This window comes from Pseudarthrobacter sp. MM222 (assembly GCF_947090775.1).
Taxonomy (GTDB): domain Bacteria; phylum Actinomycetota; class Actinomycetes; order Actinomycetales; family Micrococcaceae; genus Arthrobacter.
Map to the genome: position 1 here is coordinate 4,171,550 of NZ_OX352321.1, position 21,918 is coordinate 4,193,467.

Annotated in this window: 22 protein-coding genes; 7 read left to right on the forward strand and 15 right to left on the reverse strand. The window is 66.8% G+C overall.

Annotated elements, in window-relative coordinates; genetic code table 11:
- Positions 1 to 155: 155 nt before the first annotated feature.
- Entirely contained in the window at positions 156 to 776 is a 621-nt protein-coding gene (locus tag OM977_RS19060) for a TetR/AcrR family transcriptional regulator (RefSeq protein ID WP_442960670.1), read from the reverse strand.
- 122 nt (positions 777 to 898) lie between these two features.
- Here OM977_RS19060 and OM977_RS19065 point away from each other — a divergent pair, with 122 nt between their 5' ends.
- From OM977_RS19065 to OM977_RS19075, 3 genes are all read left to right on the forward strand, one after another.
- On the forward strand, positions 899 to 1,462 hold the full coding sequence (locus OM977_RS19065) for an NAD(P)H-dependent oxidoreductase (RefSeq protein ID WP_264355427.1): 564 nt from the start codon (positions 899 to 901) through the stop codon (positions 1,460 to 1,462).
- 129 nt (positions 1,463 to 1,591) lie between these two features.
- Complete coding sequence (locus OM977_RS19070) at positions 1,592 to 2,884, forward strand: aminotransferase-like domain-containing protein (RefSeq protein ID WP_264355428.1); 1,293 nt, start codon at positions 1,592 to 1,594, stop codon at positions 2,882 to 2,884.
- A 55-nt stretch (positions 2,885 to 2,939) separates the two neighbouring features.
- Positions 2,940 to 3,371, forward strand: a complete 432-nt coding sequence (locus OM977_RS19075) for a universal stress protein (protein WP_264355429.1) — start codon at positions 2,940 to 2,942, stop codon at positions 3,369 to 3,371.
- Positions 3,372 to 3,383: 12 nt separating this feature from the next.
- Here the strand turns inward: OM977_RS19075 and OM977_RS19080 are convergent, their stop codons facing one another.
- A complete protein-coding gene (locus OM977_RS19080) occupies positions 3,384 to 4,991 on the reverse strand; it encodes an AMP-binding protein (RefSeq protein ID WP_264355430.1) in 1,608 nt (535 codons plus the stop codon).
- A 223-nt stretch (positions 4,992 to 5,214) separates the two neighbouring features.
- Between OM977_RS19080 and OM977_RS19085 the strand changes: the two genes are divergently transcribed.
- Complete coding sequence (locus OM977_RS19085; protein ID WP_264355431.1) at positions 5,215 to 5,550, forward strand: hypothetical protein; 336 nt, start codon at positions 5,215 to 5,217, stop codon at positions 5,548 to 5,550.
- An 80-nt stretch (positions 5,551 to 5,630) separates the two neighbouring features.
- Here the strand turns inward: OM977_RS19085 and OM977_RS19090 are convergent, their stop codons facing one another.
- The 11 genes from OM977_RS19090 to OM977_RS19140 all read right to left on the reverse strand — a co-directional run bounded on the left by OM977_RS19090 (position 5,631) and on the right by OM977_RS19140 (position 17,267).
- Positions 5,631 to 6,215 carry a flavin reductase family protein gene (locus OM977_RS19090; protein WP_264355432.1) on the reverse strand — a complete coding sequence of 195 codons (585 nt, stop codon included), beginning with the start codon at positions 6,213 to 6,215 and terminating at the stop codon, positions 5,631 to 5,633.
- An 81-nt stretch (positions 6,216 to 6,296) separates the two neighbouring features.
- The gene (locus OM977_RS19095; RefSeq protein ID WP_264355433.1) at positions 6,297 to 7,070 is read right to left on the reverse strand and encodes a 1,6-dihydroxycyclohexa-2,4-diene-1-carboxylate dehydrogenase; all 774 of its coding nucleotides are present in this window, start codon (positions 7,068 to 7,070) and stop codon (positions 6,297 to 6,299) included.
- Between the two features lie 54 nt (positions 7,071 to 7,124).
- Positions 7,125 to 8,492, reverse strand: a complete 1,368-nt coding sequence (locus OM977_RS19100; RefSeq protein WP_264355434.1) for an MFS transporter — start codon at positions 8,490 to 8,492, stop codon at positions 7,125 to 7,127.
- 206 nt (positions 8,493 to 8,698) lie between these two features.
- Positions 8,699 to 9,547, reverse strand: coding sequence for a catechol 1,2-dioxygenase (gene catA / locus OM977_RS19105; protein WP_264355435.1), 849 nt, complete (start codon positions 9,545 to 9,547; stop codon positions 8,699 to 8,701).
- Between the two features lie 191 nt (positions 9,548 to 9,738).
- Positions 9,739 to 10,017: a muconolactone Delta-isomerase gene (gene catC / locus OM977_RS19110; protein ID WP_264355436.1), complete on the reverse strand. Its 279-nt coding sequence runs from the start codon at positions 10,015 to 10,017 to the stop codon at positions 9,739 to 9,741.
- Positions 10,018 to 10,058: 41 nt separating this feature from the next.
- Positions 10,059 to 11,159 carry a mandelate racemase/muconate lactonizing enzyme family protein gene (locus tag OM977_RS19115; RefSeq protein WP_264355437.1) on the reverse strand — a complete coding sequence of 367 codons (1,101 nt, stop codon included), beginning with the start codon at positions 11,157 to 11,159 and terminating at the stop codon, positions 10,059 to 10,061.
- Positions 11,149 to 12,123 (reverse strand): LysR substrate-binding domain-containing protein, encoded by a 975-nt coding sequence (locus OM977_RS19120; RefSeq protein WP_264355438.1) that lies wholly within the window; start codon positions 12,121 to 12,123, stop codon positions 11,149 to 11,151. The genes OM977_RS19115 and OM977_RS19120 overlap by 11 nt, the downstream gene beginning before the upstream one ends.
- Positions 12,124 to 12,247: 124 nt before the next feature.
- Positions 12,248 to 13,723, reverse strand: a complete 1,476-nt coding sequence (locus OM977_RS19125) for a dihydrolipoamide acetyltransferase family protein (protein WP_264355439.1) — start codon at positions 13,721 to 13,723, stop codon at positions 12,248 to 12,250.
- A gap of 53 nt (positions 13,724 to 13,776) precedes the next feature.
- A complete protein-coding gene (locus tag OM977_RS19130) occupies positions 13,777 to 14,757 on the reverse strand; it encodes an alpha-ketoacid dehydrogenase subunit beta (RefSeq protein ID WP_264355440.1) in 981 nt (326 codons plus the stop codon).
- Positions 14,757 to 16,004: a pyruvate dehydrogenase (acetyl-transferring) E1 component subunit alpha gene (pdhA, locus tag OM977_RS19135; RefSeq protein WP_264355441.1), complete on the reverse strand. Its 1,248-nt coding sequence runs from the start codon at positions 16,002 to 16,004 to the stop codon at positions 14,757 to 14,759. Before pdhA ends, OM977_RS19130 begins: the two co-directional genes overlap by 1 nt.
- A 147-nt stretch (positions 16,005 to 16,151) precedes the next feature.
- Positions 16,152 to 17,267 carry a histidinol-phosphate transaminase gene (locus OM977_RS19140; protein WP_264355442.1) on the reverse strand — a complete coding sequence of 372 codons (1,116 nt, stop codon included), beginning with the start codon at positions 17,265 to 17,267 and terminating at the stop codon, positions 16,152 to 16,154.
- 58 nt (positions 17,268 to 17,325) lie between these two features.
- Between OM977_RS19140 and OM977_RS19145 the strand changes: the two genes are divergently transcribed.
- Positions 17,326 to 17,754 (forward strand): phage holin family protein, encoded by a 429-nt coding sequence (locus OM977_RS19145; RefSeq protein ID WP_264355443.1) that lies wholly within the window; start codon positions 17,326 to 17,328, stop codon positions 17,752 to 17,754.
- Between the two features lie 11 nt (positions 17,755 to 17,765).
- Here OM977_RS19145 and OM977_RS19150 read toward each other — a convergent pair whose 3' ends face one another.
- Together OM977_RS19150 and OM977_RS19155 are read right to left on the reverse strand one after the other, a co-directional pair.
- Positions 17,766 to 19,259, reverse strand: coding sequence for a PE-PPE domain-containing protein (locus tag OM977_RS19150; protein WP_264355444.1), 1,494 nt, complete (start codon positions 19,257 to 19,259; stop codon positions 17,766 to 17,768).
- On the reverse strand, positions 19,259 to 19,615 hold the full coding sequence (locus tag OM977_RS19155) for a hypothetical protein (RefSeq protein WP_264355445.1): 357 nt from the start codon (positions 19,613 to 19,615) through the stop codon (positions 19,259 to 19,261). Before OM977_RS19155 ends, OM977_RS19150 begins: the two co-directional genes overlap by 1 nt.
- Before the next feature lie 147 nt (positions 19,616 to 19,762).
- Between OM977_RS19155 and purB the strand changes: the two genes are divergently transcribed.
- Positions 19,763 to 21,205 (forward strand): adenylosuccinate lyase, encoded by a 1,443-nt coding sequence (gene purB / locus OM977_RS19160; RefSeq protein WP_264355446.1) that lies wholly within the window; start codon positions 19,763 to 19,765, stop codon positions 21,203 to 21,205.
- Positions 21,202 to 21,873 (forward strand): histidine phosphatase family protein, encoded by a 672-nt coding sequence (locus tag OM977_RS19165; protein WP_264355447.1) that lies wholly within the window; start codon positions 21,202 to 21,204, stop codon positions 21,871 to 21,873. Before purB ends, OM977_RS19165 begins: the two co-directional genes overlap by 4 nt.
- Positions 21,874 to 21,918 lie beyond the last annotated feature (45 nt).

Genomic DNA, 21,918 nt, shown 5'->3' on the forward strand with positions numbered 1-21,918 from the left:
TGAACTATGTTGCGGGTCACATTCCAGAGGAAACTACCACATGGAGGGTTCCGCTTCGGGCCCATTGGCGGCAGAACGGCAGGTCTACCACCAGATCGTTATGAATCATTCACTGCAGTGGATTTGACTGGCAATACCGGGAAATCTGAGCTATTTTACGCCCTTCCGAGCAACCGCGAAACCAGTTCCCGCCAGGACGCCGTGAGGCGCTCCGGGGCTATTCCGTGGACCCTCACCGCGTGCAGGAGGCGTTCCGGCTCAAGGGTCGCGCTCAGCGAGGTCGCCATGAGCCACGGGTCGGCGGTTACCCCTGCTTCGCGCAGCAGCATTTCGAGATGCCGGTGCCAGAGGACGGCGGCCGGGACGTCAAAGCGGTTGTAGGCGGAGACATCGGCGGCCCGCGCCAGCTCGCCGTACTCCAGCACCCAGGCGATGCGTTCAAGGCCGCAGGCCACCAGCCGCTCCAGCGGCGGAGCGCCCGGACCCAGCGGGGGCGGGCCGAACATGAACCGGCCCTGAAATCCCGCCTCGGCGTCACTGAGCAGAGTCATCATGAGGCCGGCCCGGCTGCCGAAGCGCCGGAACACCGTGCCCTTGCCGACGCCGGCGCGCTGCGCGAGCGTTGCCATGGTTAACGCGTCGACGCCGCACGTCTCAATCAGTTCCCGGGCCGCCTGCAGGAGCAGCTCACGGTTCCGGGCAGCGTCGCGCCGTCCGGAATCCGCGACCGGGAGCACGCCGGTGCCGGCGCCGGACCGCAATGGGATTAAGCTCACAAGGCTCATTGTAGCCCCGGGGAATATTAAACGGACCCCGGTCCGTTTAGAACAGTGAAGGCCCCCAGCCTCCAAGATCAGCCAGCCGCAGGAAGATCGCGGCGTGACACCTAGGAGTTCACATGTCCAAGAACACAGTCCTTACCCTGGTCGGCAGCCTCCGCGCCGATTCCACCAACCAGAAGCTCGCCGAGGCCATCCAGCTGAACGCCCCGGAGCACGTTGAGGTTCTCATCCACGACAGCCTCGGCAACATCCCGTTCTACAACGAGGACATCGACGTTGAGGGCCAGGTCCCCGCCGCTGCCGCCGCGCTGCGCGCTGCCGCCAACGAGGCCGACACCCTGCTCCTCGTCACCCCGGAGCACAACGGCACCGTGCCCGCCTCGCTCAAGAACGCGATCGACTGGCTGTCCCGCCCGTTCGGCGCCGGCGCCCTCAGCGGCAAGCCGACGGCCGTCGTCGGCACCGCCTTCGGCCAGTTCGGCGGCGTGTGGGCCCAGGATGAAGCCCGCAAGGCGGTCGGCATCGCCGGCGCCCAGGTCCTCGAGGACGTAAAGCTCGCCGTTCCGGGCTCCATGGTCCGCTTCGCCGAGGTGCACCCGAAGGACGACGCCGAGGTTGTGGAGCAGATCAAGGGCGTCTTCGACGCGCTGGAAGTTTCGCGCACGGCCTCCGCGGCCTAGTCCGTCAGGAAAGTCAGCAACCCGCCCCCGGCAGCCCCAGGCTGCCGGGGCGGTTGTTTTTTCCCTCCTCCAACGGAATCAGTGAACAAACGTTTACTTGTCAGCAACATGGGCTGTATTCTGGGCGGCGTGACCCACGAAACATTGGATGCCGCCGCAGCAGTCCTTCCGGCCGAGGCAATTGACGCAATCGAACGTGCGGCTACGTCCGCCCACCGCCACGAGCAGCTTTTCTCGGAGCGCGCAGCAAACATCAAGCAATCGGCGGTCCGGGATGTCTTCGACCTCTCCCTGCGCCCCGGACTCGTCTCGCTGGCGGGCGGGAGCCCTTACCTGCAGTCGCTCCCGCTGGAGCGGCTGGGACAGACCGCCGCGAAGATCATCGCCGAGCAGGGCATGACCGCCCTGCAGTACGGCGGGGGCCAGGGTACCGAGGAACTCCGGACTCAGATCTGCGAGGTCATGGCGGCCGAGGGCATTTTGGATGCCAGGCCCGAGAATGTCGTCATCACCGCGGGCTCGCAGTCCGCCCAGGACGTCGCAACCAAGGTGTTCTGCAACCCGGGGGACGTGGTCCTTGTCGAGGATCCCACCTACGTCGGCGCCTTGAACACCTTCGAGGCCTACCAGGTGGAAGTCGCCACCGTGCCGATGGACCAGGACGGCATCATTCCGGATGTGCTCGAGGCCAGAATCGCCGCGCTGCAGACGGCCGGCAAAAACATCAAGTTCCTCTACACGATTCCGAGCTTCAACAACCCCTCGGGAATTACGTTGTCCGAGTCCCGCCGGCAGCAGGTCGTGGAGATCTGCCGGAACGCCAATATTTTGGTGCTGGAGGACAACCCCTACGGCCTGCTCCGCTTCGACGGCAGGCCGTTGACGCCGCTGCGCGCCGCCAACCCCGACGACGTGATTTACATGGGGTCCTTCTCCAAGATCTTCGCCCCCGGGCTGCGGATCGGCTGGGCGCTGGTGCCCGCCCATCTCCAGCGCCGGTACTACTTGGCCTCGGAAGCCGTCACGCTCTGCCCGCCCACGCTGAACCAGATGCTCGTTTCCGCCTATCTGCGGGACTATGACTGGCGGAGCCAGATTGAAACGTACCGGGGGCTCTACAGGGAACGCTGTGACGCGATGCTCGCGGCCCTCGAGGAATTCATGCCGGCAGGCTTGAGCTGGACCCGACCGGAGGGCGGGTTCTTCGTCTGGGTGACCCTGCCCGAGGGTGTGGACACCTACCCCCTGCTGAAGAAGGCCATCGACGCCGGCGTGGTGTTCATTCCCGGAGCGGCATTTACGCATTCTGATGACCCGTCCAACAAGATCCGCCTGGCGTTCAGTGCCGTTCCGCCGGAATCCATCCGCGAGGGTGTCCGCCGGCTGGCTCCGGTCCTGCGGGAAGCCGTCGAGGCGTTGTAGCCTGAAGCATCACTGGCGCAGGACCGAAGACGATCGTTAACCCAAGGAGCTTTTCATGACCGGAATTATTGTTGTCGGCGTCGATGGCAGCGAAACAGCCCTGCGGGCTGCGCGCACCGCGAAGGACCTGGCCGCCACGCTCGGCGCCACCCTGCACGTGGTCAGCGCCTTTGACAGCGACCGGACCGAGGTTTTCGGCAGCGGCAGTGACCAGTGGATTGTCTCCGACGCCGGCGAGGCGGAGAAGGTCGCCAGGAGCGTCGCCGAGAGCCTCCGCACCCCGGAGATCAAGGTGACCTACTCGGCGGCCCGCGGCAAGCCCGCCGAAGCGCTGATCAAGGAGGCCGAGCGTTCCGATGCCCGGATGATCGTGGTCGGGAACCGGCGGATGCGCGGGATCGGCAGGGTGCTCGGGAGCGTTGCGAACAGCGTGGCCCACAACGCCCCCTGCGACGTCTATATCGCGAAGACCGACGTCGCCGACTAGAAGGCCGTCACCTCAGGCATTTCCCGTGCCGGCCGGCTCGGTCTTCTTCAGCATCCGACGCAGGATTTTTCCCGAGGAGGACTTCGGCACGGCGGCGATGAAGTCCACCCGGCGGATCTTCTTGAACGGGGCCACTTTGGCGGCCACGAAGTCCATCACGGCAGCCTCGTCCAGTCCGTCGCCGGCCGCTCCGGGCTGGCGGACCACAAAGGCCGCTGGCACCTCCTGGCCGTCGGCGTCGACCGATCCGATCACGGCGGCATCGGCGATGCCAGGGTGTGTGAGCAGCAGCGCCTCCAGCTCCGCGGGGGCAATTTGGTATCCCTTGTACTTGATGAGCTCCTTGAGCCGATCCACAATCGTCACGACGCCGTCGGACCGCACCGTCGCGATGTCCCCCGTGCGCAGGAAACCATCGGCGTCGAGGGTGTCCGCCGTTTCCTCGGGCCGGTTCAGATAGCCGAGCATGATGTTCGGCCCCCGGCACAGCAGGTGTCCCGGCGCACTGGTGCCCTCGGCGGGGACGCCGATTTCCTCCCCCGTGGCCGGGTCCACGAGCCGGCAGTCCATGTTGGGCACGGTGTAGCCCACCGAGCTGACCGGCACGCCCGTTGCATCGACCGGAATCAGGTGCGAGACGGGGCTCATCTCGGTCATTCCGTACCCCTGCAGCACCCGGCAATCCAGCCGCCTGCCGAGACTGGCACCGAGTTCGCCGTCGAGCGGGGCAGCACCGGACAGGGTGGTGTGCACGGAGCGCAGATCATAGTCGGTGACCAGCGGGTGCTTGGACAGCGCGACAGCGACGGGAGGGGCAATGAATAGATAGCTGCACTTATGGTCCTGGATAATCCGCAGGAACTCCGACAGCTCGAACTTGGGCATGGTGACCAGCCGGGCGCGCTGCCGCAGCGCCAGGTTCAGCAGCACCGTCAGGCCGTAGATGTGGAAGAAGGGCAGCAGGGCCAACAGCCGGTCCTCGGCAGAGACGTTGAGCAGTCCGCGTGACTGTTCGGTGTTCGCCACGAGGTTCCGGTGGCTGAGCATCACACCCTTGGGCCGGCCGGTGGTGCCGGAGGAGTAGGGCAGCACGGCTATGTGCGTCGCGGGATCGAAGCTGACCTCGGGTACCGGCGCCCCCGCGCCCAGCAGGTCCGGCAGCGAAGGGTGGCCCTCGGCGCCGTCGAGCACCACGAGCCGCTCGGCGGGGATCCCGGCCCTCGCGGCCGCCTCCCGGGCACCGGGCAGCAGCGCCGAGACCGTGAACAGCCACTGGGCTCCGGCGTCGTCGAGCTGCAACGTGATTTCGTCGGCGGTATAGAGCGAGTTCACGGTGGTCAATGTTGCCCCGGCCCGCAGCAGTCCGTGGAACACGGCGGCAAAGACCGGCACGTTGGGGCACAGGATGGCCGCCACCCCGCCAACGCCGAGTCCCTGCGCCGCGACCGCCCCGGCCAGGGCATCGATCTGCCCGAGCAGGGCGCGGTAGGTGGTCTCCGCGCCGCTCAAGCCGTCGACGACGGCGATCCGGTCCAGGTCCTCCTCCTGGAGGCCGCCGAAGAGGTACTCGTAGATGCTGACGTTGGGAATGTCCACATCGGGGAACGGGCTCGAAAACACGCAACATCTCCTTTGATCCGCGTCCGCCCTGACGGCGGCGGCTGGTGCCACTCTAATGCCACCCGCAGCGGCCGGGACAGGAATGCGCGTACTTGACCCGCATCACTCCCCCTGGTGGGCAGTCTCACCGGCCAAACGCCCCCGCCCGCCGGGCCGCGGCCGGTAAAATCGGAGGTGCCCCCGATGGTGCGGACATCCGACCAGCACCGATCCGGGAGACCCCTTGCGCACCCTTCAGCGACGCCAACTCGTAGGCCACGACATCCTCCTGGCCCGGCACGGCAACCACATCAGCGCTATGCGCGTGGACCGCACCGCCGGCCGCGTCATCGCGCTCCTGGACGACGGCTCGATCGACAGCGCACCGAATATGATCTCGCCGGGGCTCCGGATGCCGGAAACCCTGCGCAGTATCCTGCGCGAGGACTGGAAGTTCCTTGCCGTTGCGACGGCCTGCACCGCCGGCTTCGCGGGCGCCCTGACGGCGGCCGCCGTCGCCCTCGCGGCCCTGGCCGACGACCCGGCACTGACCCAGATGCTGACGTACGCGGGCAACTAAGCGCCCGGGGCCAACGCCCGTCTACTTGCACACCCGCCGAAAATGGGTGGAGGACGCCAGGCGATGCGGGATGGGGCCGACTACTGCGGGTTCGGGTCGCTAAGGGGCCTGAAGGAGCTGGAACCGGCGAACCAGCCGGATCGGGGATCCCCGCCGTGGTGACGCTGCGGGGCGCCCTCGGGCAGACGTCCGATCTTCTGGAAATGGCCGCCCAGGAACACAAACGGCTCGCGCTCAGTAATCTCCATTGCGATGACTTCGCCAACGACGATGATGTGGTCACCACCGTCATAGATGTTCCAGGGCCGGCACTCCAAGGTCGCAGCATTCCTGGTGAGCACCGGGACGTTGCCTTCAAGAATCCACTCGGGCTCTTCGTCCAGCATCTCGCCGTTGAAGTGCAGGGCCACGTCCATCTGTTCGAACGACAGGATATTGATGGCGAACGGGGCATCCGTCAGGTAACGGGCGGACCGTGAGGTTCGGGACAGAGTGATCTGGGCGAGCGGGGGATCCAACGACACCGCGGTGAAAGCGGTGGCGGCCCCGTGCGGCACGCCATCGTCGGTCCGGGTTGTGACCACCGCGACTGCCGTGACGAACGCACCAAAGGCAAGGCTCAGTTCGCGGGTATCACGGGCCCCCCTTACAGCCTTCCGAGTCATCGGGTGTCCTTCCGGGGGCAGTTCGTGGGGCAATGTACGCGGCTAACGGCAGCTCTTTTGCATGGGGCTGATCCGGGGCGATTACCCCTGGTCTCCCCCGCCTACCGGCAACACCACGCCGGTGATGTAGCTGGCATCGTCAGAGGCCATGAAGAGGATAGGAGCGGCCTGCTCTTCCAGCGTGCCATAGCGTTTGAGCAGCGTGCTTTCGGTGGTCTGGTCCACTATCTGCTGGTACCACACCTTTTCCTGGGCGGACTGCGCGTTGGGGTTGCGAGCGACTTTCCGCGGCGGAGCCTCGGTGCCTCCCGGTGCGGTGGCCACTACACGGATCCCTTTGGAAGCAGCTTCGAACGCCAGCGACGCGGTGAGGGCGTTGACGCCACCCTTGGACGCGGCGTACGGCACGCGGTTTATGCTGCGGGTGGCAATCGAGGAAACGTTCACGATGACCCCTGCCTGGCGCTCCGCCATGTACGGGAGCACAGCGTGGCAACACCAAAGCGTGGGGAAAAGAGAGCGCCGCACTTCAGCCTCGATCTCCTCGACCTGGTAGTGCTCGAAAGGCTTGACCCAGATTGTCCCGCCCACATTGTTGATCAGTATGTCGATCCGCCCGAACTCCGCCACGGCATAGGCCATCAGGCCTGAGGCGCCGGCATGGGTTTCCAGGTCACAGAGGAAGTACCGGGCCTGCACACCGCCGGCGGTGAGCTCGGCGCACACTTCTCTGACCAGCTCGGACCGGTCCGCCAGCACTACGGTGCCGCCCTCGGCGGCAATCTTTTGGGCCACGACGGCGCCAATCCCTTGGGCGGCGCCCGTCACCACTACAACCTTGTCAGTAAAACGCACTGTGCTGCCTCCTTTCTTGCTGGGATCTGTTGGCCTTGGTGTCTTTGGTCTTCGTCAGCTGGCGGCTTCCCGTTCCAGAGACGCCGCGGTGGTCGGTTGGATCTCGGCTTTGGGGGCGGTACTTCGCACCATCAGGGTGGCCAGACCCGCGAGGACCAGCGGCACGGCAAGTGTCATGAAGTAGCCGGAGGCACCAAATCCGGTGAGGATGATGCCGCCGAGTGCAGATCCCACGATGGAGCCCAGGCGGCCGATTCCGATACCCCAGCCGGTAGCCGTGGCGCGGAGTTGGGTGGGGTAGGCGTTGGCGATCAGGTAATTCAGTGCCAGCTGCTGGCCGCCAATGCCGAAGCCGGCCAGGCCGATAAGGATGAAGACCAGAGCAAAGTTGGAACCGGCCAGCCCCAGGCCCAGCGCGATGACAATCCCTGCCCCGAACATGACCAGCAGCAGTTTCCTGGGGTTGACCTTCGGCAGGATGATAGACAGCGGGATGGCGAAGAGGATGAACGCGCCGTTGACGGTCACGGTACCCATCGCCGCCTGAGGGCCTGCGAGCCCCAGCGTCTTGAGAGCCGTTGGCATCCACAGCAGCAGCAGGTACCAGGCAATCCAATTGAGCAGGTAGGTGGCAAAGACCGCGATGGTCACCATCCGGTATTTGGCGGAGAACAGTGCAGCGACCGAGCCGCGGCCTTCCTTCTTGTCATGGGTCACCATCACAACATCCGGGCTGACCGGGCTGCCCGAGACGGCCGCCATGATCTGGCGTGCCTGCGCGTCGGCTGCGGGAGTGCCCTTGGTGGCGAGGAAAACCGGTGATTCAGAAAGCATCTTGATGCAGACCAGCACCATGGCCAGCGGCAGCACGCCCCCAATGAGGAAGATTCCGCGCCAGCCCATAACGGGCAGCCATGCCGCGGCCACGAGCCCGCCGAGTAGCGCGCCGCCGGGAAGGCCCAGCAGCACCAATGTCATGAACGTGCCGCGGCGGGATTTGGGGCTGAACTCCGCCGTCAGGGCCAGCAGCGCCGGGGTGGCGCCGCCCATGCCGAGACCGATCAGGAAGCGCAGTACGACAATCTGCTCCAGCGACTGCGCGAAGCCACCGGCGAGCGAAAAAACGCCGAAGAGGGTCAGGGCAAGCAGGATGGTCTTCTTGCGGCCAATCCTGTCCCCGAAGGTGCCCAGGGACATTGCGCCCACGCACATGCCGACGGTGCTGGCCGTGATCACCCAGGTCATATCGGTGGCCTGCAGGCCGAAGTCTTCAGCTATTGCCGGTCCGATGAACGCAATGGACTGGGTGTCGAATCCGTCCAGCAGTGCGATCACGAAACAGAGGACGACGATGGACCATCGCCTGAATCCCATGGGCGTGTTGTCGATAACGTCCTGGACGTTGTAGGCGAGCTTAGTCACCGGTTACTCACTTTCGAATGATGTTCTGGCCCGGTGGGTCCCGGGGTGCGTGCGTGCGCGGCGGCCTGATGTTGGCAGCGCGCCATCACGGCGGTGGGGTGATGGTGTTGGCCCGGCGCATGGCCATAGGCGGCCGCTGCCCCGCGCCGGGGGCACGGCGGCCTGCGCTGCGCACGGAATTCGGCCGCCTGGACGCGGCGTCGGGGTTAGTCCTCGGGATCGAGGGTGAAGTCGTAGGTGACTTCACGGCCCTTGCCGTCGGCGCGCTCGGTGGGGGCGAGGACGAGCTCGGGCTTTACGGCCGAGGCGATGTCATCGGAGACGTGCTCGTCGCCTTCGAAGTAGAGCTGGGTGGTGATGAGCTGGTGGCCGGGGGCCGAAACCTTCAGGTGCAGGTGGGCAGGACGCCAGGCGTGCCAGCCGGCGGCTGCGATCAGGGCGCCGCAGGCACCGTCGGTTGGGATCTGGTAGGGCGCAGGCTGGATGGTGTTGATCTGGAAGTTGCCCTGGGCGTCGGCGATGATGGAGCCGCGGAGGTTCCATTCCGGCAGGCCGGGGGCGAACTGGGAGTAGAATCCGAGATCGTCGGCGTGCCACAGTTCGATCAGCGCCCCGGCGAGCGGCTGGCCGTCGACATTCTTGACCTGGCCCTGGAACAGCAGCGGTGTACCGGGTTCGTCGTCGCGCATCGGCAGGGTGGCCGGGGTGTTCTGCGAGGGAGCGTCCGGAATGTAGTACGGCCCTTCAATGCTGCCTTTGGAGCCGTGCCGGTTGGAGTTGGCGACCTCCTCGACGGAGTGCTCCACCCAGACGTCCAGGAAGAGCGGCCATTCGCCGGTCTCACCGACACTGATGAGCCAGGCCTTGAACGCGTTGTATTCGTCGTAGGTGACCTTCTCGTCCAGGACGATGTCATTGACCGCCTTGACGAGCCGTCCGGCGAGGGCGCTTACCCGTTCCTGGCTCGTACCGGCCGCGCGGTGCTTGTTCTCCCGGAAACGGGCGGTGGCCCCTGCGCCGGAAGCGGCTGCGGTGGCTTGGGTTTCCGTCGTCATGGTGACTCCTTTGTCAAAGAATGGCTGCTGGTTTCCGGGCTGCTCTGCTGCGGTCCGCTCTGGGGCCTGTAGCTCGCATCACACCGGCTGTTGCTTTCAACGGTAGGACCGGAATTCATCGAGGGGAAATACCTATTTCCGCCTGATTGAAAGCTTTTACGTCTGAATGACGGGACGGGGCCGGCGTCGCGCTACTCGACGGCGGACGGGTGCTTGGCTAGGGGCGTGACCTTGATGTCCATGTACGGGAAGAGCGGCAGGCCGGAAAGCAGGCTGTGCAGCTCGTCGTTGTCCGCGACGTCGAAGACCGAGTAATTGGAATACTCCCCCACCACCCGCCACAAATGCGCCCAGCGGCCGTCGCGCTGGAGCTGCTGGGAGTATTCGCGTTCCTCGGCCTTGATGGCATCGGCGCTTTCTTTGGGCATGTCCAGCGGAATGTTGACGTCCATACGGACCAGATACAGCATGCAATTCTCCTGGTTTGGGTCAGGGGCCGGTGCGGCCCAGGTTAGTCCTGGCGGTAGGTCCGGAGTTTGTCGGCGTCGATAGCTGCACCGACGCCGGGGACCTCGCGGACGCGGATGGCGCCGTTGGTGATTTGGAGCGGCTCGGCCAGCAGGTCGTCCGTCATGTCGAGGTAGTTGGAGAGCTCCCCGGCCCGGCGGGAGCTGGCTTCGAACGCCGCGCCAAAGGTCACGGTGGCGAGGCTGCCCACCTGCGTGTCGATCTGGTTGCCCATGGTGACGTCCACGCCCAGGCCTTCGCAGAGTCCGAGGATCTGGGCTGCCTCCGTGAAACCGCTGCGGGCCGTCTTGATGCAGATGGCGTTGCTGCCGCCTGAGAGCAACTCCCGGGAGACGTCGCCAAGGGTGGGCACGCTTTCGTCGCCGACGATCGGAATGCTTGAATGCTGGACCAGCCTGCGTCGGCCCATGGCCTCGCCGGCCTCGCACGGCTCCTCCAGCATGGACAGGCCAAGCCCCTCGGTGCGGCGGAGCACTTCCATGGCCTCGTTTGCCGTCCAGCCGCGGTTGGCATCGAGGTAGATTTCAGCGTCCTCGCCCAAGCCCTCGCGCAGCACATGGCAGGCTTCGACGTCGAGGGACAGCGGCCGCCGGCCTGTCTTGAGTTTGAAGGTGTTAATCCCGTAGGTCTCGCGGAACCGCAGCGCCTCATCCAACAGGTCGGCGGCGGGTTTGAACCCGAGCATGTGGGACACCCGCATGCTGTCCGTGAAGCCGCCGAGCAGTTTATGCACCGGGGTGCCCAGGGAGATCCCGATGAGGTCCCAGAGGGCGATGTCCAGGGCGCCTTTCGCTGTGGCGTTGTGGATAGTGCGGCGGAGCAGCCGCTGGACTTTAGAGCGGTCCAGCGGGTCAAGGCCGATCAGTTGCGGGGCAAAGACCTTGGTCACGACAGAGACGATGGAGTCCTGGGTTTCGCCGTAGGTATAGGGCCGAGGGGGCGTGTCCGCCACACCGCAGATCCCGGTGTCCGTGTGGATCCTGATCAGGACGTGCTCCGCTGAGGTGACCTCCCCGCTGGCGAATTTCAGGGGACGCGCATAGGGAATGGCATAGGGGATGGCCTCAATGCGTTCAATCTTCACGGGGTGTTTCCTTAACTGCTGCGGCTACTGGCGGTGATGGTGTCTCTGGAGGAATAATGGGCTGCTGCACGTCCGGCTGATCCGCCTGGGAGGCGGGCAGGGTGTCGAAGAGCCGAAGGAAGTTGAGGAGCAGCTTCGTCTCGCTGTTCCGGTTCCAAGCGACGGCGAGGTCGACCGGTGGCGGGTTGCGCAGCGGCCGGAAGACGACGCCTTGGAAGGAAAACATTCGGGACGTCATCGGGACCAGGGCGATGCCCATCCCCGCCGCGACGAGCGAGAGCAGGGTCGAGGTTTCCCTGGCTTCCTGGACAAGATGCGGCTGGAAGCCGGCTTTGCGGCAGGCATCCAGGGAGATGGTGCTGACGGCGGAGTAACTGGGATAGCCGATGAAGTCCTGCCCGGCAAGCTCTGACAGTTCCAGGCTGCCCTTCTCCGCAAGGGCTGAATCGGCCGGGAGGGCCGCCACCAGCTGGTCCTGCTCGAGCAGCTTAAGGGCCACTGCGCCGGAGCGCACCGGCGGGCGGAGGACGGCGACGTCGAGCCTGCCGTCCTCGAGCGCCGCCTCCATTTGGGGTGTCAGCATCTCGCCCTGGACAGTGATGCGCAGCCCCGGAAGGGTGCGACGGGCCGCTTGGACGATGCTTGGCATCAGTCGATAGGTGGCGGTTCCGGTGAACCCCACCCGGAGGACACCGGTGGCACCGGCGCCGACCTGCTGGACGTCCTCCTCGAGCGCGCCAAGCTCCTGCAGAAGCACCCTGCCACGGTCCAGCAGGACCTGCCCCGCCGGGGTGAGCTCCACCTTGCGGGTGGTGCGGATCAGGAGCGGAGTGCCGAGCTGCTCCTCCAACTGGCGGATCTGCTGGGACAGCGGCGGCTGGGCCATATGCAGGCGGAGGGCCGCGCGGCCAAAGTGTCGTTCTTCGGCCACCGCGATGAAGTACTTGAGGTGCCGCGTCTCCATTTTGCCCCCGGCGGATCGGAGCAGGCGGGGTGCCTGCTCCAATCAGCTTAGGATCCCCCATTAGTAAGGGGAAATACTTATTTTAAAGCCATTCGGACGATTTCGGTCCGAATGGCTCCCGGCGTCAGTCCAGCAGCAGCGCGGGTTCTTCCAGGATGGACGCGACGTCGGCCATGAAGCGGGCTGAGAGGTCGCCGTCCACGACACGGTGGTCGAAGGAACCGCCAAGGGTGGTGATCCAGCGCGGAATCACCTCGCCATCCAGGACCCAGGGCTTCTGCTTGATGGTGCCGAAGGCCACGATCGCGACCTCGCCGGGGTTGATGATAGGGGTGCCGGTGTCGATTCCCAGCGCCCCGATATTGGTGACGGTGAGGGTTCCGCCCTGCATCTGGGCCGGCTGGGTCTTGCCGGCGCGGGCGGTGGTGGCCAGTTCGTTCAGCGCCAGGGCCAGTTCCTTGAGCGAGAGGTCCTGGGCGTTCTTGATGTTCGGCACCATGAGGCCGCGGGGCGTGGCGGCGGCGATGCCGAGGTTCATGAAGTGCTTGACCTGGATCTCGGCCGAATCGCTGCCTTCCGGGTTGTCCACCCAGGTGGCATTGACGCTGGGGTTGCGGGCCGCTGCCCAGATAACCGCCTTGGCGAGAATCAGTAGCGGCGAGACCTTGATGCCCTCGAAGTCCCGCGAGGCCTTCAGCCGCTTCACGAATTCCATCGTGCGGCTCGCGTCGACGTCCACGAAAATGCTCACATGCGGGGCGGAAAAGGCAGACTCGACCATGGCCTTGGCTGTGGCCTTGCGGACGCCCTTGACCGGGATCCGCTCAATCCGCTGATCCTGCGGGCGGCCGGTCTTGCCCCAGAAACTGTCGGCCTTGTCCACTTCGGCGTCGCGCTGGGCCTGGTAGCTGACCAGGTCCTCGCGGGTAACCTCGCCGCGGGCGCCGGTGGGGACCACATCGGACAGGTCGATGCCCAGATCGCGGGCGATCTTGCGGACGGGCGGCTTGGCGAGGACCCGGTTGACGAGGCCGGTGATGGCACCGCCGAGGGTGGGCCGCGGGTCGATGCCCTCGGCCGGAACGGCGAGTTGGGCCGGGCTGACGGGCGCGGCCGCAGGACCGGATCCGGCCGTTGCGGGTGCCGGAGCCGGAGGCTTGGGCGCCGGCGTCGAGGACACCCGGCGGCGGCGCTTCGCGGCGTCGGCCTTCGGTCCGGACCCCACCAGGGGCCCGCCGGCCGGGCGCCCGGCCGGCTCGCCGGCATCGGGGGCGTCTTCTTCCAACTTCCCGTACAGGGGCTGGTCAACAACAGGCGCCGCCGCCGGGGCGGCAGGGGCGGTCCCGGCGTCGGCAGCTGCCGCGTCGTTGACGCTGATAATCGGGGTTCCGACGTCGACCGTCACCCCCTCCGGGACCAGCAGTTCGGCGACCATGCCGGCAAACGGGGAGGGCAGCTCGACGAGCGACTTGGCGGTCTCGATCTCGCAGATGACGTCATTGACGGCCACGGTGTCGCCGGCCTTGACCTTCCAGGAGACGATTTCGGCCTCGGTCAGCCCTTCGCCCACGTCGGGGAGGTTGAACTTGTGAAGAGTCATGGTGTCCTTGGTTGGAGATGGCGCAGGGTCAGTCAGGCGGTTCGGAATGCGTTTCAGTAGGAAAGGGCTCGCTCGAGTGCCTCAAGGATGCGGTCGATGTCCGGCAGGTAGTCTTCCTCCACCTTGGCCACGGGGTAGGGCATGTGGAAGCCCCCCACGCGGATGACCGGCGCCTCCAGCGAGTGGAAGGCCCGCTCGCTGATGCGTGCCGCGATCTCCCCGCCGATGCCGCCGAAAGTAGGAGCCTCGTGGGCCACGATCAGCCGGCCGGTCTTGTGGACGGAAGCCGTGACGGTGTCGAAGTCGATCGGCGAGATGGAGCGCAGGTCGATTACCTCGACGCTGTGGCCATCCTCGGCGGCGGCATTGGCCGCGGCGAGGGCCACGGGCACCAGCGGGCCGTAGACCACCACCGTGGCATCCGTTCCCTCGCGCAGCACATGCGCCTTGAACGGGTCCTCGGAGGTTCCGGGGGATTCGGTGTCCACCTCGCCCTTGAGCCAGTAGCGGCGCTTGGGTTCGAAGACGATCACGGGGTCCTGGCAGTCGACGGCCTGCTGGATCATCCAATACGCGTCGTGCGGGTTGGACGGGGTGATGATGCGCAGGCCCGCGGTGTGGGCGAATAGCGCCTCCGGTGACTCCGAGTGGTGCTCAATGGAGCCGATGCCGCCGCCGTAAGGGATCCGGATGACCACCGGCACGGTCAGGTTGCCGTTGCTGCGCGAATGCATCTTGGCCAGCTGCGTGGTGATCTGGTTGAAGCCGGGGAAGACGAAGCCGTCGAACTGGATCTCGCAGACGGGCAGGTAGCCGCGCAGGGCCAGGCCGATGGCGGTGCCGATGATGCCGGACTCCGCCAGCGGCGTGTCCACGACGCGGTCCGCGCCGAACTCGGCGAGGAGACCGTCGGTGACCCGGTAGACACCGCCCAGGGCTCCGATGTCCTCACCCATCAGCAGCGACCGGGGGTTGCTGCCCAACGTGGCGCGGAGGCCCTCATTGATGGCCTTGGCTATGGTCATGGTGGTCATCAGTTGGCCGCCCCTGTTTCTGCGTCGGCAGGTTCCGCCTCGTCGGCGAACCCTGCGCTGTACTCCTCGAACCAGGCCAGCTCCTCGGCCACCAGCGGGTGCGCCTCCACGTAGGTGTTGGCGAAGGCGGTCCGGATGTCCGGGGTTTCCAGGTCGTGGGTGGTCTTGCGGACGTAAGCGGCGAGGTCGTCGCCGTCCGCCTTGACCTGGGCAAAGAACGCGTCGTCCGCGAGTCCTTCTGCCCTGAGATACTTCTCCAGCCGGTCGAGCGGGTCCTTCGCCCTCCAGAGGCTTTCCTCGGCCGACTCCCGGTACTTGGTCGGGTCATCCGCCGTGGTGTGCGCCCCGACGCGGTAGGTGAACGCCTCGATCAGCACGGGACCCTTGCCCTCCCGGGCGCGCTCGAGTGCCCACTCCGTCACCGCGTGCACCGCGATCACGTCGTTGCCGTCGACCCGAATGCCGGGGAAGCCGTACCCCTTGGCACGGTTGGACAGCGGAATCCGCGTCTGCACCGAGCTGGGCACCGAGATGGCCCAGTGGTTGTTCTGGCAGAAGAATACGACGGGTGCATTGTAGGAGGAGGCGAACACCATGGATTCATGGACGTCCCCCTCCGAGCTGGCACCGTCCCCGAAGTAGACCACGACGGCGGCCTTCGGCTCGGTCGGCTGGCCCGCGGTCCCATCCGGCTGCGCGGCAGCGAGCTTCTGGTCGCGCTGGATGCCCATCGCGTAGCCGACCGCGTGCGGGGTCTGCGCAGCGAGGACCAGCGTGTAGAGGTGGAAGTTGGTGTCCTTCGGGTTCCAGCCGCCGTTGGAGACGCCGCGGAACTGGCGCAGCAGTTCGGCGAGGTCGACGTTGCGGGTCAGCGCCACACCGTGCTCACGGTACGTGGGGAAGATATAGTCCTGGGGCTGGCTTGCCCGGCCGGAACCGATCTGCGCCGCCTCCTGGCCGGTCAACGGGACCCAGAGGGCAAGCTGGCCCTGGCGCTGGAGGGCGGTGGCTTCCACATCAAAGCGGCGGATCTTTGCCATGTCGGCATAGAAGCCCCGCAGCTTGTCCGGGTCCAGCCGCTCCGCGTACTCCGAGAAAACCGGGTCTGTGCCCAGCGTCCCGTCCGGCGCCAGCAGCTGCACCATGGGCTCGGCCGGGCTACCCAGTCGGGCCTCCGCCTCCGCCTCGCGCTGGTCATCCAGGCCGGTTCCGTCGAACTCGGTAGCGGGCAGGTGTGTGGCGCCCATACCGTCTCCTTGCTTGCCGCCCCCGGAGGCGCCGCAATCGCTGGGATATATGCCCCGTCTGGAATACATTCCTGATCCGGCATATATTTTGGCTTACTCGTCCCTACTTTATCCGCAGGGCCTTCCCCGCGGGCGTCATGTTAAGCGCTAGGAACGCTGTGGCGGTTTTGTATAGATCGCACAGAGTTCCAGGAAGCGGGTGTTGGCCTCGACCTCGCCGATGCTGACCCGGACCCCCTCGTTCCCAAAGGCGCGTACCGACAGCGCCCGCTCCCCCGCGAGGGCAGCGAATTCCGCACTGTTGGAGCCGAGATTGAGCCAGACAAAGTTTCCCTGCGCCTCGGGAACGAACCACCCCAGCTCGCGGAGTCCGGCCGTGACGCGGTCGCGTTCGTCCACCAGGCTTTGTACCCTTTCTACAACCTCGTCGAAATGCTGCAGGGAGGTCACCGCCGCGATCTCCGCGATCTGGGAGACTGCGAAGGGAGTGGCACTGACGCGCAGGTGCTGGGTGAGGTCAGGGTTGGACACGCTGTAGCCCACCCGCAGGCCGGCCAGGCCGTGGGCCTTGGAGAAGGTCCGGAGCACAACGACATTCGGGTACTTGCGGTACATCTCGAGGCCGTCAACGGCGTCATCGGCGCGGACGAACTCCTGGTAGGCCTCGTCGATGACCACGACGACGTCAGAGGGCACGGTCTGGATGAAGCGCTCCGTCTCCGTGGACGTCAGCACCGGCCCCGTGGGGTTGTTCGGCGTGCAGAGCAGAATCACCCTGGTACGGGCAGTCACCGCCGCCGCCATGGCCTCCAGATCATGCCGCCCGTCCATCGTGAGCGGGATCCGGACGCTTTCCGCCCCCGCGAGGCCGACGCAGATCGGATACGCCTCGAAGGACCGCCAGGCATAAATGACCTCGTCGGGTTTGCCGTCGTCGTTCTGGCCGGCAAAAGTCGCCAGGAGCTGGTTCAGCGCCCCGAGGCTTCCGGCGCCGGTGACGATGTCCTCCGCAGGAACGTCCAGGAACCCCGCGAGCGCGCCGCGCAGCTTGCTGCTCAGCGGATCCGGGTAGCGGTTGAAGTCGGTCTGCGCCGCGATGGCCTGCTGCACTGCAGGGATCGGAGGCAGCGGGTTTTCGTTGGAGGAAAGCTTGTAGCTGGCCAGGCCTTCGACCGGCACGGGCGGTTTGCCGGCCGCGTAGCGGGGAAGCAGGTCTACCACCGGGCGGGGCCGGACGCCCCCCGTTTTCTCTGATGAAGTCATGCCAACTAGCCTACTTCGCGTCCTGCCGCCGCCGGTGGCGATATGACAGCATGGGGCCATGCGCTCATTCATCGTTCGGGTCATCATCAACGGGCTGGCCCTGGGAATCGCGAGTTGGCTCCTTCCCGGCTTGGATATCTCCACCTCGGCCACCACTGCCGCGGTCGGGAACAGCGGTGTCACGCAGGGCACGGACACCATCGGCGTCGTCCTTGCCTACCTGTTCATCGCCCTGATTTTCGGTGTGGTCAACGCGCTCGTCAAGCCGGTCGTCAGCCTGCTGTCGCTGCCGCTCACCATCCTGACGCTGGGCCTGTTCACGATTGTCATCAATGCGGCGATGCTCTACCTGACGTCGTGGCTGAGCAGCTACACCCCTGTGCACTTCACCATCGACTCGTTCTTCTGGACGGCCGTGCTGGCAGCCATCATTATCACGGTGATCTCCCTGGTGGCCGGCCGGATGGCGGGCGCCGGGAGGCGCTGAGCGAAGCCATGTCAGACCGGGGCCTTGCGGGGCGGGGTGCCCGCCGTGTTCCCGCCAAGGCTCCCGTCCCGTTTCCTCTCCCGTTTCCTCTCGGGTTTACTATCCGGCTTGGGACCGGGCGCGTCCGCGCGGGGGTTGCCGGGTTGCGCCGGCAGGGCCTCCCGCCGGAGCGAAAACCTGGTGATCGTGGCCGCACCGCCGCTGCCCACCACGGCCGCGAGGGCGGCAGCAGAGGTTCGCAGGGACAGGTCCCGGCTCGCGGCAACCGCGTCCGCTCCGGCAGCGTAGTTGCCGAGTTGGTGCCCGGGGCCCAGGCCGAAGTCAGCCAACGGTGGAACTTCCAGCGCGTTGGTCAGCGTCACAGTCACCCGCTCCTTGGTGTCGGGACTGGCGAGCCCGTCCGCCCCCGGCACCCAGTCCTGCTCGTGCTCCAGATGCAGGCTGCTGATCCCTGGCTCCGGGGTGATGCCACCCACGGGCGAACCCGCCGTCAAGACGAATTTCAGATCGAATTCGGCCAGGAAATCCCTGTCCTGGCTCAGGTTCATAGCGTGGATCCCGCCCTGGCTGTAGCCCACGGCGGCGAGGGGCTGGCCCGCTTCTGCCCCGGCCGCGCGCAGGGCCTGCCGGATGGCCGCGGTGGTCTCCGCCGATCCGTATCCCAGACCCTCGGCAATGCCGCCGGCGTCGAAGGGGTTGGTGCCGGCGGGCAATCCGTCCAGTTGCGTCCCAGGGATCACCACCACCCAGGCCGGCCGGCCTCCTGCATCGAGCCTCAGGACCTCGATCTGGCCGTTGGTGCCGCCCACCGCGCCAGCCCGGGACAGCAACCCAGCCGGGGAAACGTCCACCTGCTCCTGCCGCGTTTCCGCCCCAGTGATCCGGACCGGTCGCGGCAGCAGCCCGGCCCGTCCCGTCGCGGCCGCCACTCCCCGGACGACTTCCCTGACCCCGGGAGGACCGCCGGGCGTCGCCGTCCCCCGGACGAGGCCGGCCGGCAGGCCCAGCAGAAGGGCGAGCCTGCCGGACGCCAGGGCCGCCTCATCCTCCACCACGTCCCGGGTGGTCATGGCCGGCATTCCGAACAGGCCCCACAGCGGCCCGTAGCCGGGGCCGAACCGACCGATCCGCAGGAGCAGGCTGTTCCGTGTTTCGGTGAACTCGTACTCCCGGTGGCTCGCCCTGACCTCGCTGCAGAGTTTCCCCAGCTCTTCCCGGACCCGCCCGAGGGCGCGGGATCCTTCCCCGGCGGCGATGATGGCGTTGCTTCCGCTGGTGTAGGAATCGGCCTGGAAGGGGAACAGGTCCGTTCGCACCGCATCGGCCTCGGCCTCCACGGCGGCCAGCTGCCGCACCAGCCCGTCGAGGGCAGCGGCTCCGGCCAGCACCTCCTCGAACTGGAAAGTGAGCCCGCCGAGTCCACCGCGGATCCGCAGCATCCCGTCGTCTGCCGGGGCCGAGGGCCGGGGCGCTGCACCTGAACCGGCCGGGGCGGACTCGGCCATCAGGAGCCCGGCCCGCCGGAGGAGAGCGCCACGTTCCGGGAGTGCCGGAGCACGATCGCGACAGCGTCCTGCAGGGCATCCCGGCTGCGGCGCAGCGCTGCCGCCTGCAGCGATAACGCGGTCCGGTAGGCGCGCCCGGCGGGTGACTGCCAGCCCTGCAGCTCGAGCCGGGACAGCTGGGACAGCACGGCCTCCGTCTCGTCTGCGCAGGCCGCCAGCCGGGCGGCGAGCAGCTGGACTTCGTAGCTGCGCGAGGCACATGCCTCGGCAGCGGCAGCCGTCAGATCGCCGGCCACCATGCCCGTCACTGCTCCGGTCACCATGCCAGTAGCTGCACCGGTCATTCCCATGGTCATAGCACCGACGTTATGACGCCCGGGTGAGGCGCTGAAGCTGCCCGCGCGGCTATGTGGACAACCTTGGCCTGACCGCCGGCCGGCCCCTCTAGGTCACACGAATCAGCGCACTTAATGCGCGGTGCCACTTCGTGAAAGAATCGGGTCATGCCTGAAACTGCCGCCACAGCTGATACCCGCACGCCGTCCGGACGCCTGGCCCTCGCCGCGTCCTCACCCCAGATCGCGCTCGGCCCGCTCGACGGCCGGTACCAGTCCGCCGTCGCGCCGCTGGTCGACTACCTGTCCGAAGCGGCCCTGAACCGTGACCGGGTGGCTGTCGAAGTGGAATGGCTCATCCACCTGACCAGCAACAACGTCCTGCCCGGTGCCGGACCCCTGACCGCGGAGCAGCAGGAGAAGCTGCGCGCCATCGTCACCGAATTCGACGCCGACTCGGTGCGCGAACTTGCCGACATCGAAGCCGTCACGGTGCACGACGTGAAAGCCGTCGAGTACTACATCGGCCGCCGCTTGGCCGGTATCGGCATCGAACACCTGACCGCCCTGGTGCATTTCGGCTGCACCTCGGAGGACATCAACAACCTCTCCTACGCGCTGGGGATCAAGGGCGCGGTCGAGGACGTCTGGCTGCCGGCCGCCCGGAACCTCGTGGCGCAGATCAGCGCCATGGCCACGGACAACCGCGCCGTGCCGATGCTCTCCCGTACCCATGGCCAGCCAGCCACCCCCACCACCCTGGGCAAGGAACTGGCCGTCTTCGCGCACCGGCTGACCCGCCAGCTGGACCGCGTCGCCCGGACCGAATACCTCGGCAAGATCAACGGCGCCACGGGCACCTACGCGGCCCACGTCGCCTCCGCACCGGGCGCCGACTGGCAGCAGGTCGCCAAGTCCTTCGTCGAGGGTCTGGGACTGAGCTGGAACCCGCTGACCACGCAGATCGAAAGCCACGACTGGCAGGCCGAACTGTACGCCGACGTCGCACGCTTCAACCGCATCCTGCACAACGTCTGCACCGATATCTGGAGCTACATCTCGATCGGCTACTTCGCGCAGATCCCGGTGGCTGGCGCCACCGGCTCCTCGACCATGCCGCACAAGGTCAACCCGATCCGCTTTGAAAACGCCGAGGCCAACCTGGAGATCTCCTCCGGGCTGCTGGATGTCCTCGGCTCCACCCTGGTCACCTCCCGCTGGCAGCGCGATCTCACCGATTCCTCCTCACAGCGCAACATCGGTGTCGCCTTTGGGCACTCGCTGCTGGCCATCTCCAATGTCGCCAAGGGCCTGGACCGTCTCGACGTCGCCGAGGACGTGCTGGCCGGGGACCTGGACACCAACTGGGAAGTCCTCGGCGAGGCCATCCAGATGGTGATGCGGGCCGAGTCCATCGCCGGTGTCGAGGGCATGGAGAACCCCTACGAGCGGCTCAAGGACCTCACCCGCGGCCAGCGCGTCGACGCCGCCCGGATGCAGGAGTTCGTCCAGAGCCTCGGGCTCTCACCCGCCGCCGAAGCCCGGCTGCTGGCGCTCACCCCCGGCAAGTACACCGGGATCGCGGACGAGCTGGTGGACCACCTCAAGTGAGGCTGCTGCTCATCCGCCACGGCCAGACGCCCGGCAACGTCCTGGGCCAGCTGGATACCGCACATCCGGGACCCGGGCTGACCGAGCTCGGGGAGCGGCAGGCCGCCGCCCTGGCGCGGTCGCTGGCGAATGAGCAGATCGACCTCCTCTATGCCTCCACCCTGATCCGCACCCAGATCACCGCCGCGCCGCTGGCGGCCGAGCGGGGCCTGGGGGTCGAGGTGCTGACAGGGCTGCGGGAGATCGAAGCGGGGTCGCTGGAAAAGCTCACCGACCGGGAATCGCACCTTCGCTACCTCGGGACGGTGTTTTCCTGGGCGTCCGGCGAGCTGGACCGCCGGATGCCGGCTGGCCCCGACGGGCACGACTTCTTCGACCGCTACGACGCCTCGATCGGACAGATCGCCGCCGCCGCCGAAGAAGCCGGCAGCGCAGCGACGGTGGCCGTGGTCAGCCACGGCGCAGCGATCCGGGTCTGGGCGGGGCTGCGCGCCGCCAATGTGGAACCGGGCTTCGCGGCCCGGCACGTGCTGGCCAACACCGGCATCGTGGCTCTTGAGGGAGATCCCGACGGCGGCTGGCGGCTCATCCACTGGGACGACAGTCCCGTGGGTGGACTGGCTCTCGCGGACCCGACGGCGGAGGACCCCACCGGCCGCTCGCTGTAGCCGAGTTCTCCGAAGCCTTACGCGCAGGAAACACGGCCGAAACGG

Excerpts from the sequence above, each read along its gene's own strand:
- purB (WP_264355446.1), top strand. The coding sequence starts at position 19,763 with ATGCCTGAAACTGCCGCCACAGCTGATACCCGCACGCCGTCCGGACGC.
- OM977_RS19125 (WP_264355439.1), bottom strand. The coding sequence starts at position 13,723 with ATGACTCTTCACAAGTTCAACCTCCCCGACGTGGGCGAAGGGCTGACC.
- OM977_RS19150 (WP_264355444.1), bottom strand. The coding sequence starts at position 19,259 with ATGGCCGAGTCCGCCCCGGCCGGTTCAGGTGCAGCGCCCCGGCCCTCG.
- OM977_RS19140 (WP_264355442.1), bottom strand. The coding sequence starts at position 17,267 with ATGACTTCATCAGAGAAAACGGGGGGCGTCCGGCCCCGCCCGGTGGTA.
- OM977_RS19120 (WP_264355438.1), bottom strand. The coding sequence starts at position 12,123 with ATGGAGACGCGGCACCTCAAGTACTTCATCGCGGTGGCCGAAGAACGA.
- OM977_RS19065 (WP_264355427.1), top strand. The coding sequence starts at position 899 with ATGTCCAAGAACACAGTCCTTACCCTGGTCGGCAGCCTCCGCGCCGAT.
- OM977_RS19075 (WP_264355429.1), top strand. The coding sequence starts at position 2,940 with ATGACCGGAATTATTGTTGTCGGCGTCGATGGCAGCGAAACAGCCCTG.
- catA (WP_264355435.1), bottom strand. The coding sequence starts at position 9,547 with ATGACGACGGAAACCCAAGCCACCGCAGCCGCTTCCGGCGCAGGGGCC.
- OM977_RS19155 (WP_264355445.1), bottom strand. The coding sequence starts at position 19,615 with ATGACCATGGGAATGACCGGTGCAGCTACTGGCATGGTGACCGGAGCA.
- OM977_RS19090 (WP_264355432.1), bottom strand. The coding sequence starts at position 6,215 with ATGACTCGGAAGGCTGTAAGGGGGGCCCGTGATACCCGCGAACTGAGC.
- OM977_RS19130 (WP_264355440.1), bottom strand. The coding sequence starts at position 14,757 with ATGACCACCATGACCATAGCCAAGGCCATCAATGAGGGCCTCCGCGCC.
- catC (WP_264355436.1), bottom strand. The coding sequence starts at position 10,017 with ATGCTGTATCTGGTCCGTATGGACGTCAACATTCCGCTGGACATGCCC.
- pdhA (WP_264355441.1), bottom strand. The coding sequence starts at position 16,004 with ATGGGCGCCACACACCTGCCCGCTACCGAGTTCGACGGAACCGGCCTG.
- OM977_RS19145 (WP_264355443.1), top strand. The coding sequence starts at position 17,326 with ATGCGCTCATTCATCGTTCGGGTCATCATCAACGGGCTGGCCCTGGGA.